Origin of the sequence: Leminorella grimontii ATCC 33999 = DSM 5078, from assembly GCF_000439085.1 — a bacterium.
In the GTDB taxonomy this organism is placed as follows: Bacteria; Pseudomonadota; Gammaproteobacteria; order Enterobacterales; family Enterobacteriaceae; genus Leminorella; species Leminorella grimontii.
On sequence record NZ_AUUA01000022.1, the window covers coordinates 23,952 to 35,630 of the forward strand.

12 protein-coding genes and 1 rRNA gene are annotated in these 11,679 nt (G+C 51.0%); 6 read left to right on the plus strand and 7 right to left on the minus strand.

The window, feature by feature from the left end; genetic code table 11:
• Nucleotides 1-29: 29 nt before the first annotated feature.
• From G544_RS0116915 to def, 6 genes are all read right to left on the minus strand, one after another.
• On the minus strand, nt 30-1,577 hold the full coding sequence (locus G544_RS0116915) for a class I adenylate-forming enzyme family protein (protein WP_027275693.1): 1,548 nt from the start codon (nt 1,575-1,577) through the stop codon (nt 30-32).
• Between the two features lie 357 nt (nt 1,578-1,934).
• A complete protein-coding gene (gene mscL / locus G544_RS0116920) occupies nt 1,935-2,345 on the minus strand; it encodes a large-conductance mechanosensitive channel protein MscL (protein ID WP_027275694.1) in 411 nt (136 codons plus the stop codon).
• A gap of 119 nt (nt 2,346-2,464) precedes the next feature.
• On the minus strand, nt 2,465-3,841 hold the full coding sequence (gene trkA, locus G544_RS0116925) for a Trk system potassium transporter TrkA (RefSeq protein WP_027275695.1): 1,377 nt from the start codon (nt 3,839-3,841) through the stop codon (nt 2,465-2,467).
• A 40-nt stretch (nt 3,842-3,881) separates the two neighbouring features.
• Nucleotides 3,882-5,180, minus strand: a complete 1,299-nt coding sequence (rsmB, locus tag G544_RS0116930) for a 16S rRNA (cytosine(967)-C(5))-methyltransferase RsmB (protein ID WP_027275696.1) — start codon at nt 5,178-5,180, stop codon at nt 3,882-3,884.
• An 83-nt stretch (nt 5,181-5,263) separates the two neighbouring features.
• A complete protein-coding gene (fmt, locus tag G544_RS0116935; protein WP_027275697.1) occupies nt 5,264-6,211 on the minus strand; it encodes a methionyl-tRNA formyltransferase in 948 nt (315 codons plus the stop codon).
• 38 nt (nt 6,212-6,249) lie between these two features.
• A complete protein-coding gene (gene def / locus G544_RS0116940) occupies nt 6,250-6,765 on the minus strand; it encodes a peptide deformylase (protein ID WP_027275698.1) in 516 nt (171 codons plus the stop codon).
• A gap of 281 nt (nt 6,766-7,046) precedes the next feature.
• Between def and dprA the strand changes: the two genes are divergently transcribed.
• The 5 genes from dprA (at nt 7,047) to G544_RS0116960 (ending at nt 10,421) form a co-directional block, all read left to right on the plus strand.
• Nucleotides 7,047-8,132 carry a DNA-processing protein DprA gene (dprA, locus tag G544_RS20885; RefSeq protein WP_051155811.1) on the plus strand — a complete coding sequence of 362 codons (1,086 nt, stop codon included), beginning with the start codon at nt 7,047-7,049 and terminating at the stop codon, nt 8,130-8,132.
• A gap of 103 nt (nt 8,133-8,235) precedes the next feature.
• Nucleotides 8,236-8,787, plus strand: a complete 552-nt coding sequence (locus G544_RS21840) for a DNA topoisomerase family protein (RefSeq protein WP_071783413.1) — start codon at nt 8,236-8,238, stop codon at nt 8,785-8,787.
• Entirely contained in the window at nt 8,777-9,334 is a 558-nt protein-coding gene (tsaC, locus tag G544_RS0116950; protein ID WP_027275699.1) for an L-threonylcarbamoyladenylate synthase type 1 TsaC, read from the plus strand. The genes G544_RS21840 and tsaC overlap by 11 nt, the downstream gene beginning before the upstream one ends.
• A gap of 14 nt (nt 9,335-9,348) precedes the next feature.
• Nucleotides 9,349-10,167 (plus strand): shikimate dehydrogenase, encoded by an 819-nt coding sequence (gene aroE, locus G544_RS0116955; RefSeq protein WP_027275700.1) that lies wholly within the window; start codon nt 9,349-9,351, stop codon nt 10,165-10,167.
• The gene (locus tag G544_RS0116960) at nt 10,164-10,421 is read left to right on the plus strand and encodes a DUF1488 family protein (RefSeq protein WP_027275701.1); all 258 of its coding nucleotides are present in this window, start codon (nt 10,164-10,166) and stop codon (nt 10,419-10,421) included. The genes aroE and G544_RS0116960 overlap by 4 nt, the downstream gene beginning before the upstream one ends.
• On the opposite strand, the gene G544_RS0116965 is transcribed toward G544_RS0116960, so the two are convergent.
• Nucleotides 10,418-10,954, minus strand: coding sequence for a gamma carbonic anhydrase family protein (locus G544_RS0116965; protein WP_027275702.1), 537 nt, complete (start codon nt 10,952-10,954; stop codon nt 10,418-10,420). The genes G544_RS0116960 and G544_RS0116965 overlap by 4 nt on opposite strands.
• Before the next feature lie 480 nt (nt 10,955-11,434).
• Here G544_RS0116965 and G544_RS0116970 point away from each other — a divergent pair.
• Nucleotides 11,435-11,679: ribosomal RNA gene (locus G544_RS0116970) — 16S ribosomal RNA — on the plus strand; the annotation flags it as partial.

Genomic DNA, 11,679 nt, shown 5'->3' on the forward strand with positions numbered 1-11,679 from the left:
TTATTAATGCGTATGAGTCCTTTTATTTATTAACTACAGTTGGCTCTCTGTCGCAGCGCGACCTTATCCGTTTTCCCATTGGCATTCTTGGGTAGTTCAGACACAAATATAATTTTTGAAGGTATTTTAAATTTGGCGATCCTCTCGGAGAGCCATTGCGTTATGTTATCACTGACTAGCGGCCGCATTCTGTCTGCAATAATAAAGGCGACGGCCTCTTCCCCGTAAATATCGCTGTGCTTTGGAACAATGGCAATATCCTTAACGCCAGGATAATTAGATATAAGGTTTTCTATTTCGATACAGTAAATTTTCTCACCGCCGCGATTTATCATGTCCTTGCTGCGGTCTTTAATAAAGAGATAATTATCTTTATCGATAGAGGCAATATCTCCGGTATAAAACCAGCCGTTGTTAAAATATTGCCGATTAACTTTTTCATTATTCCAATATCGCTTTATTACTACAGGACCTTTTAACCATAGGTGCCCCGTTTCTCCGGCAGAAAGCGGCCTGCCGCCGTCGTCTCTTATCTGGCACTCCAGGCCAGGGATAGGGAGTCCGGAGCTTCCTATTTTATCGCTTCGACGAACGTCCATTGGAAATATGCTGGCCGGCGACGTGGTTTCCGTCAGCCCATAAATAGGGCGTATTTCGGTATGAGGGAAAAGCGCGGACAGCCTTCCGATAATTCCGGTATTTAAGTGGCCGGCCCCGCAGGCAATCATTCTTAAACTGGCGTAGTCGTAGCTTTTCTCATGCTTTTCGGCCTCCTGAGTCAGGAGGATAAAGACAGTGGGAGAGCCGTGTAAAAAGGTGATGCCGTGTTGTTCAATAGCCCGCAAGATCTCATCGGCACTAAAGCGTTGGTGCAAATGAATAGTACCGCCAATGTGAACAAAGAGGCATAGCAGAGCGGACAGGCCGGTAATATGACAAATGGGGATCGGCAGCACGGTACTGTCATTTTCGTTAAGCCCAAGCGCAAGGCGATAAGCATTGATAGCGTGCAGAAAGTTACTGTGAGTAATTGCCGCACCCTTAGGAGAGCCCGTGGTGCCGGAAGTGTAAATAATCGCCGCAACGTCGTCGGCATTCACCGCCGTCTGGGGCCGTGAGCGCTCAACGGCCTGATTGTCTACGTTACGCACCATAAACTGCCAATTGGACAATGAGACGCGCAGAGATTTCTGAGTTTCGCTGGCAATAGTACTAAGCCAGGGCTGGCTGTCCGGGTCGTAGAATACGACTTTAGCATCTACGCTTTCCAAAACCGTCATGCTGTCGTCCGACTTTAGCTTGGTGCTTAGCGGAACGACGACGACGCCCAGCGCCATTGCGGCATAGAACAGAAAGCAGAACTCAGGGCGGTTACCCAGCGCGAGTACGATAGCGTCGCCTTTTTGTAGTTTAAAGCGTTCGGTAAGGCAAAACAGGCTCGCCTGCACGCTGTGCTGGAACTGTCGATAGCTATACTTATGGCCTTCAAAAAACAGTGCGGTGCCGTCAGGCCTGCTTTCTACGCTATGCTCCAAGCTTTGATACAAGTTTTGAACGACCAACGATGACGTGCCCATGACCGATACCCCTACTGTTCGACTTCTGACCGGGGAAAGTATAGAAAATCGGACCGTAGGAAAAACGAGGAAGGTTTCACATCCTGTTCTGCTCTCTGTTGGGGGCGCGTTGTGAAAAATGCCAACGGTAAGCAATGGTTTTTACGTCAGGTGTTGCGTGTCAGCTGTCATATTTTGTTAAAAATAATTTAATGTGTGGTTAATCTATTCTGTAGGCCGTTTTTTGAGCATTTATTTTTGTGCAAATGAATAAATGTGTGAAAAGGCAGGAGGCTCAAGAAGAATGCGTTGGATGTAAAAGAGAAAGCCCCTCTCACTGTTGAGTGAACGGGGCTTCAGATATGGTGAGGTTATTTATTATTTGCTTTTCTGCTCTTTTAAAATGTCACGAATGTCAGTCAGCAGCTTTTCTTCTGCACTCGGCGCCGGCGGTGCGGCTTCTTCTTTAGGCTGTTCGCGACGCAGCTTATTAATAAGCTTGATAGCCATGAAAATGGCGAACGCAACGATGATAAAATCAAAAATATTCTGGATGAATACGCCGTAGTTCATGACGACGGCGGGAACGTCCCCGCTGGCTTCCCGTAGCACCAGCGAAAACTGTTTAAAGTCAATTCCGCCAATCAGAAGGCCCAGCGGCGGCATGATAATGTCAGAAACCAGAGAAGAGACGATTTTGCCAAAAGCGGCGCCGATGATAACACCGACGGCAAGATCGACAACGTTGCCCCGCATAGCGAATTCGCGAAACTCTTTAAGTAAGCTCATAAATAAGTACCTTTATTAAAACCAATGCTCTAAGCATAACAAGGCATGCATATTTTGCCATCATGTTAATGATAAATAGAGCGAAGAACGCGCCGCCGTAAAAGGCGGCGCCGTACGTTTTATAGGAAGAACGGGCTGGGCTGGAACAAACGCTCTACGTCGGAAATGTATTTCTTATCGGCCAAGAACATCACAACGTGATCGCCTTGTTCAATAACGGTAGTTCTGTCGGCAATAATAACGTCATCCCCTCTGACCAACGCGCCAATGGTTGTTCCCGGCGGAAGCTTGATGTTTTCGACCTGCCTTCCCACCACCTTGGAGGTTGTCTCATCGCCGTGAGCAACGGCCTCGATAGCTTCAGCTACGCCGCGGCGCAGCGTCGACACTCTGACGATGTCGGCCTTACGTACGTGTCCTAGCAGTGCGGATATCGTGGCCTGCTGAGGAGAAACCGCGATGTCGATGACGCTGCCTTGAACCAGATCGATGTAGGCATGGCGCTGGATAAGAACAATAACCTTTTTAGCGCCCAGCCGTTTGGCCAACATCGCGGACATAATGTTGGCTTCGTCATCGTTAGTGAGCGCGATAAACAGATCGATTTGCTCAATGTGCTCTTCGGACAGCAGCTCTTGATCGGACGCATCGCCGCAGAAAACGACGGTATCCTGTAGAATTTGGGCAAGTTCTGCCGCGCGTTCCGGATTTCGTTCTATCAGCTTGACGCTATAGTCTTTTTCCAGCCGCCTGGCCAGCCCCGCGCCGACGTTGCCACCGCCGACGATCATCAGGCGCTTGTAGGGTTTCTCCAGCCGCTGCAGTTCACTCATGACGGCGCGAATGTTTTCGGTTGCGGCGACAAAGAAGACCTCGTCTCCTGCCTCGATAATGGTCGACGCCTGCGGACGAATAGGACGATCCTGCCTGAAGATGGCGGCGACCCGGGTTTCAATGTGGGGCATGTGTTCACGCAGCGACGAAAGCGCGTTACCGACCAGAGGGCCGCCATAGTAAGCGTTTACTCCTGCGATGCTGACCTTGTCCTCGGCAAAGTTAACCACCTGCAGCGCGCCGGGATATTCAATCAGCTTATAAACGTAGTCCGTCACCAGCTTTTCCGGCGAGATAATGTGATCGACCGGGATAATCTCAGGCTCAAACAGCTTTTCTTCTTCACGCAGATACTCTGGAGAGCGAATGCGGGCTATGCGGTTAGGCGTATTAAACAGGGAATAGGCAATCTGGCAGGCGACCATGTTGATTTCATCGGAGTTAGTCACCGCAACCAGCATGTCGGCATCGTCAGCGCCCGCTTCCCGCAGTACGCGAGGATGGCAGGCGTGTCCCTGAACGACCCTGAGATCGAACTTATCCTGCAGCTGACGCAGACGAACGATATTACTGTCTACCAGCGTAATGTCGTTGTTTTCTCCCACCAGGTTTTCAGCCAGCGTTCCGCCGACCTGGCCTGCGCCGAGAATGATAATTTTCATGATGCTCTCTTTCGGGCTTTATAGCCCCTCACCGCGATCGTTACGTTAATGCTTTTGTCAGCTTGGCATAGAAAAAGCCGTCTCCGCCTTCCGGCTCGGGCAAATTCTGGCGATATGTCGCCCCAGAGGCGTCGATCGCCGTTGGCCTTGCGTCGGGATGGAGCTTGATGAACTCTTCTATTTGTAGCCTGTTTTCTTCAGGAAGAATAGAGCAGGTTGCATAAATCAGCGTGCCGCCGGGTTTCAGTATCGGCCAAACGGCATCGAGGATCTCTTTTTGCAGCGAGGCCAGCTCGTCAATATCGCTACTGCGCCGGAGCCACTTGATATCGGGATGGCGGCGGATAACGCCGGTCGCAGAACAGGGGGCATCCAAGAGTATGCGATCGTAAGTCTGCCCTTCGTACCAGGACTGCGGGTCCCTTCCGTCGCCGACGCATACCTTCGCGCGTTGCCCCAGCCGAGCCAGATTCTCATGGACGCGCTTAAGGCGCGTTTCATCAACGTCAACTGCGGTAACGTTAGCCTGTGGAGCTGCCTCCAGGATGTGCGTTGTTTTCCCGCCGGGGGCAGCGCACAGATCCAGAATGTTTTCGCCGTCTTGAGGAGCAAGAAAAGGAATACAGCCCTGCGCCGAGGCATCCTGAACGGTAACCCAGCCTTCGCTAAAGCCGGGAAGCTGATTGACCGAATTCGGCGTAGCCAGACGCAGGGCGTCAGGATAGTCGACGTGTGTAAAGGCTTCTATGCCCGCCTGTTGAAGTAACGACAGATAGTCGTCACGGCTGTGATGTTGGCGATTAACCCTTAGCCACATAGGCGGCTTTTGGTTATTGGCTTCGACAATCGGCTGCCACTTATCGGGATACGCTTCTTGAATGCGCTGCAATAGCCATGACGGATGCTGAAAGCGACTTTTTTGCTGCTGCTGTCGTTCGGTTAACGCCTGCTGCTGGCGTTGGAATTCGCGCATGACGCCGTTAATCAATCCCTTCATTTGCGGGCGCTTTAGGGCGATCGCTCCGTTTACCGTCTCAGCAACGGCAGCGTGAGGGGGGATCCGGGTGTAGAGCAGTTGGTAAAGGCCGACCAGCAGCAGATAGTGCAACGGCCTCTGCTTTCCGGTCAGCGTCTTATCCATTAGCCGGTGAATGTACCACTCAAGCTCGGGCAGCGTACGAAGGGTGCCAAAGCAGAGTTCCTGTAGCAGAGAGCGGTCTTTATCCGATAGCGGTTTTTGTAGTTCAGGCAAAGCGTTGCTAAGGGACTGGCCCTTGTCCAGAACTTGCGCTATGGCGTTTGCCGCGATCGCGCGAAGGTTGTATTTATTATTCTTCATAGATAGAAGGTTGTCCGGTTGCGGCAGTTGGCCTGCGAAACGGGAAAGCGTAACCGCGCCAGCTGTGATGACCGGCGCGCGCGTCAGGATATACGGTTGCCCGGGATAAACCACTCCCGGCGAGAGTTCAGGATGTCCTGTGCGGACATCGCCTTTTTACCCGCCGGCTGCAGCTGGGTCATGTTAAGTACGCCTTCGGCTGTCGCAATTTGAATGCCCGACTTATCGGCCGCAATAATCGTTCCCGGCGCTTCGGTAATCTTTTTGTCGATGACCGTAGCGGCCCAGACTTTGACCGGCTGTTCGTCAATAGTGAAATAGCTTACCGGCCATGGGTTAAAGGCGCGAATACAGCGTTCCAACTGGGCGGCGCTGAGCGTCCAATCCAATCGAGCTTCTTCTTTGCTCAACTTTTGCGCATAGTTTGCCTGAGAATCGTCCTGCTTTTGCGCAACGGCGGTTCCGCTGGCTAACTGTTCAAGCGTTTCCAGAAGCCCATGTGGCCCAAGCTCCGCCAGTTTGTCATACAGCGTGGCGCTGGTGTCTTCCGCTAAAATTGGGCAGGAAAGCTTATACAGCATATCGCCGGTGTCCAGACCCGCGTCCATTTGCATGATGGTCACGCCCGTTTCGGCGTCGCCAGCCCACAGTGAACGCTGAATCGGCGCCGCACCGCGCCAGCGCGGCAGCAGGGACCCATGAACGTTAATGCATCCCAGAGGCGGCATGTCGAGCACGGCCTGAGGAAGAATCAAACCATAGGCTACGACGACCATGACGTCCGCGTTAAGCTCAGCGACCAAACGCTGGTTTTCTTCCGGGCGCAATGAGGCGGGCTGGAATACGGGCACCTGATGTCGCAGCGCCAACTCTTTAACCGGGCTTGGCGTAAGCCGGTTACCACGTCCTGCCGGGCGGTCTGGTTGAGTAAACGCAGCGACAACCGTGTGGCGAGACGAAAGCAGCGCATCAAGATGACGCGCTGCAAAATCGGGAGTGCCGGCAAAAATGATTCGCAAAGGTTCAGACACGGGCAATTCCTATAAAATCGAGATAAGCCTGACGTAGATTAACGCGCTTCTCGCGCTTTTTGTCTGGCAATCTTTTCCAGCTTTTGCTGAATACGCTGGCGCTTGAGGGGTGACAGATAGTCAACGAACAGCTTTCCTTCCAGATGGTCCATCTCGTGTTGAATGCAGATAGCTAAAAGATCGTGCGCTTCCAGTTCAAACGGCTTGCCATCGCGGCCCAGCGCGCGGATTTTAATAGACTCGGCGCGGGGAACAAAGCCTCGAGATTCCGGAACGGAAAGGCATCCTTCTTCGATACCGGTTTCGCCCGATTTTTCAATCACCTCAGGATTGATAATCACATAGTGCCTGTCGCGATTTTCCGACACGTCGATGACGATAATGCGCTGATGAATATTGACCTGCGTTGCAGCGAGGCCAATACCCTCTTCGGCATACATTGTTTCCAACATGTCGTCAGTAATGCGTTGGATTTCTGGGGTCACTTCCTCAACGAGTTTTGCCTTAGTGCGTAACCGCTCATCGGGAAAATGTAATACGGGTAATACTGCCATATATCGTTACGTCGCCGCTTAATAAATAGATTAATTCGCCTCTATTCTAGTCGTTTCTGCCGATGATTGACAGTATCAGTCAACTATTGGAGCGATAGCCTCACGGTCGCCTGAGGTTACTTGAACGCTTATGCGCGATGCCTCGAGAAAAAAGAACACGTTTGTGCAAACAAAGAAAAAAATGGCGAAACGACGTCAGATTTACTGATTGCGAGTTGGCGTATAACAGTCGCCTTTTTTAACCTTCGCTTAAATGTGAGAAAGCGGTAACGGCGGACGTAATGACGAAAGAAGAATGGTGGCTGCGCCTTTTAATGATCTCAGGGCATAAATGGCCCCACATTAAGCAACTAACGGCAACGGAAGGAATGATATTTGACGTACGTACGCTGCAACATCTTGGTTTTAGCGCTGAACAGTGTGAACAATTTGGTCAAGTCGATAAATACGATTTAGCCAAGTCGCTTGACTGGCTGGAGGGTGACGATCGTCAACTGATCGCGTTTTGCGATGAGGCCTATCCTCCATTGCTCCGGGCGATTTCCAGACCGCCAATCGCCCTGTTTGTCGAAGGCAATGCCAGCGTTTTGCATCAGGCGCAAATTGCCATGGTTGGCAGCCGGCGTTTTAGCCGCTATGGCGAACAGTGGGCCAACTATTTCGCCGGTGAGCTTGCCGGCTGTGGTTTTGTTATTACAAGCGGGCTGGCGTTGGGAATTGACGGCATTAGCCATCGTGGGGCATTGGCCGTTGGCGGCTCAACGGCGGCCATTTTGGGCAGCGGCCTTGACCAGTTGCATCCCAAAAGCCACCTTTCTTTAGCGAGACAGATCGTTGAGCGAGGAGGGGCGCTGGTATCGGAGTTTTTACCGTTTGAAGCCCCGAAAGCGGAAAATTTTCCCCGCAGAAATCGGATAGTGAGCGGCCTAAGTCTGGGAGTCTTGGTCGTTGAAGCCAAAGCACAGAGCGGTTCGTTGATTACGGCGAAATATGCTTTGGAACAGGGGCGAGAAGTTTTTGCGCTCCCAGGGCCTTTAGATAATGAAAACTGCAGTGGGACACATAGCCTGATTCAGCAGGGCGCGATGCTGGTGGCCAGCCCTGCCGATATTGTTGAAAACCTGAACGGTTCCTTACGTTGGTTAGCGCTGACTCCGCCTGAGCGGTCAATAACCGTCGGCGGTGCACCGGGACTAAATGAAGAGCGACCGCCGCTGTTGCAATATATAGGGAGTAGGCCCCTTCCCGTTGATCTCATTGCGCAAAGGGCCAATCTATCGATAGCTGAGGTTACGGTGCAGCTTGTTGATTTGGAATTGTCTGAATGGATAAAAAGCGTTTCCGGGGGGTATGTTATCAACCGATAAATAAGCCGATGGGAAAATGTCCCCGATCGGGTAGACTGTTGGCATCGTTATTCCGTAGCCGAAATGATATTAGGGCTAAGCACAGATAATGGGTGGTTGTGGGATGAGCAAGACGACATTATTTACTGCCAAGAGTGAAGAGGCCTGCCCCGACTGCGGTGCGCCTTTAGTCATCCGCAGCGGAAAGCAGGGGCCTTTTCAAGGGTGTTCCCGCTATCCAGAGTGTACGTATATTCACTCTCTTAAGCCTCAAAATGACGGTCATATCGTCAAAGTGCTGGATGGAGAATTTTGTCCGCAGTGCGGTGAGCTTTTGGTGCTGCGTCAGGGGCGCTACGGTATGTTTATAGGATGTAGCGCCTATCCCGGTTGCGAATATATTGCCTCTATTGATAAGCCTGATGAGACGCAGATAGCTTGCCCGCAGTGTAAAACGGGACGCTTGCTACAGCGTAAATCGCGATACGGTAAGGTTTTTCATGCTTGCGATAGGTATCCAGAATGCCAATTTACGCTTAATTATACGCCCATTGCGGCCACGTGCCCGGTTTGCGGCTATCCTTTACTTTTTGAGAAGCGAACGGCAAAGGGGCCTCGCCTGTTTTGCGCCAGCAAACTATGCGGTAAAGAAGTTACGACAGAAAATGACAGATAATTTAGACACGATAGTTGATCGACTGCGTCAGCAGCAGGTAGTGGCTTATCCAACTGAGGCGGTATTTGGGTTGGGATGCGATCCCGATTCTGAATCTGCGGTAATGGATTTGCTTAAAATAAAGCAGAGATCTTGGGAGAAAGGCCTGATACTTATCGCTGCCGATTATGAACAACTTCGGCCCTATGTCGACGATGAAAGGCTGACCCAAGAACAAAAAGATGAGATCTTCTCTTGCTGGCCGGGGCCAGTAACCTGGGTTATGCCCGCTAAGGTGACGACGCCCAAGTGGTTAACGGGGCGTTTTGATACGTTAGCGGTAAGAGTGAGCGATCACTTACTCGTTTGTGAACTGTGCCGGGCCTTCGGCAAGCCTTTGGTCTCTACCAGCGCCAATCTAAGCGGCCTGGAACCTTGCCGAACGGTTCAGGGCGTGCGCGAGCAGTTTGGTGATGATTTCCCTGTACTGGTTGGGCAGGTCGGTGGGCGGCAGAACCCTTCAGAAATTCGGGATGCACTTACTGGAAAGCTGTTTCGTCAAGGATAAATAACAGGAGACGTATGCGAGACTTTGCCGTTTTTGGAAACCCGATTTCACACAGTAAGTCGCCGAAAATTCATGGGTTATTTGGTGAGAGCACTCGAATTCCTTTGAATTACGTAACCCGTCTGGCAACGTTGGAAGGGTTTGAGCAGGAATTGAGAGACTTTTTTTCTGCTGGCGCTTTAGGTGCGAATATTACCCTGCCGTTTAAGGAACGGGCCTTCGCGCTGTGTGATGAGCTCACTGAAAGAGCGGCCTGTGCCGGCGCGGTGAATACGATCCGCCGTACTGATGATGGTCGGCTATTAGGGGATAACACTGACGGCATTGGGCTTTTGAGCGATCTTATTCGTCTTGAAATGATTAAAGGTGATTCACGAATTCTGCTAATTGGTGCCGGTGGCGCTGCGCGAGGCGTCATTCAGCCTCTTTTGGCGTACGGCTGTGAGTTAGTCATCGCTAACCGTACGGCATCGAAGGCTGCGGCTTTAGCCAATGAGTTTTCCTCGTTGGGGAATATATCCAGTCGGGAGTTTATCGAGCTGGAAGGGGGGGCGTTCGATCTTATCGTTAACGCTACGTCAACGGGGATTAGTGGGGAGCTTCCCCCTATACCCGGTTCGTTACTCTCCCGCGAGACTGCCTGCTATGACATGTTTTATCAGGTGGGCCATACGCCTTTTATCGAGTGGGCTATCTCTCTTGGCGTTACCCGCTATGCAGATGGATTAGGCATGCTGGTGGGGCAAGCCGCCCACGCTTTTTATCTTTGGAATGGTGTAATGCCGGAAGTTGAGTCCGTAATGGTTGAACTGAGAAAGGAGCTGTCATCGTGAACCAGGCGATCCTTTTTTCCGAAGGCGAACGTTGGGATGAGAACTATTCTGGCGTATATGTGGTTGCCTTTGTCAGCGGATTTCAGATTAACTGCTGCGTAACTCGGCGCTTTCTAATGCAACGTTTTGCCGATGCAGGCGATCCGGAATCATGCCTTTCTTTGTTTAAACGCCATCGGTGGGATTTGGAAGAGGAGCTGGTAGCCCGCATTGAAGATCAAGACTTCAATGCGGACGGTTGGATCGTGATTTAGCTCTTCATATGATTATCTTTCAGCTTAACGTAGTGTTTGGCGGAGGTTGCGAAGTAGGCCATTTCTTCTTCCGTTAAGGGTCTGACCTTTTTCGCCGGGTTGCCTAAATAGAGAAAGCCGCTTTCTAAACGCTTGCCTGGGCCGACTAAGCTCCCTGCGCCCAGCATAACGTTATCTTCAATGATGGCACCGTTAAGAACGCGAGAGCCCATACCGATTAGCGTTCTGTTTCCAATCTGGCAACCGTGGAGGATTGCTCCATGGCCAACGGTCACTTCCTCTCCAATAATCAGCGGGAACCCGGAAGGACTATGCTCCATTTCGCTGGCAACGTGAAGAATTGAGCCGTCTTGAATATTGGTTCTTGCTCCAATGCGTATGTAGTTAACGTCACCGCGGATCGTAACCATAGGCCAAATGCCGACGTCATCAGCCAGTTCAACTTGACCAATAATAACGCTGCTCTCGTCAAGCATAACGCGCTCGCCGATTTTAGGGGAATGCTGAAGATAAGGACGGAGAGTTTTAGACATAATGAAAGCTTTACTCATTATTAATACAAAAAGGAAGTTTAAGGTTATCTGGATCCTTTTCAGATAGAAAGGATCGTTTATTGTCTTTTTTAGCTTAAAAAGAGACCGTTTGGCGTATGAGTAGAACAAAAAACAAGCATCTAAATCGTTTGGTAAAAAAAAGGCTTGTACAAAAAGATCCGCCGCTTATAATGCGCCTCCATCGAACGGGATGTGAGCGTGCTCACACTTGATATTCGATAGCGGCAAAGTAGAAAGACGTTGACTCCAAAATAGGATCGCGTAATATACGCAGCCCGCGTCACGGGAAGTTTTTTCCCTGGCGCACGCTCTTTAACAATTTATCAGACAATCTGTGTGGGCACTCACAGGACACTATCCAACAGCGCTTCGGCGCAAACGATAGATAAAAGTCTTGAAGAGTGAACATCAGTTAATTCATTACGAACTAACAGTAAAGATTCTTTGAGCATCAAACTTTAATTGAAGAGTTTGATCATGGCTCAGATTGAACGCTGGCGGCAGGCCTAACACATGCAAGTCGAACGGCAGCGGGAAGTAGCTTGCTACTTTGCCGGCGAGTGGCGGACGGGTGAGTAATGTCTGGGAAACTGCCCGATGGAGGGGGATAACTACTGGAAACGGTAGCTAATACCGCATGACGTCTTCGGACCAAAGAGGGGGACCTTAGGGCCTCTTGCCATCGGATGTGCCCAGATGGGATT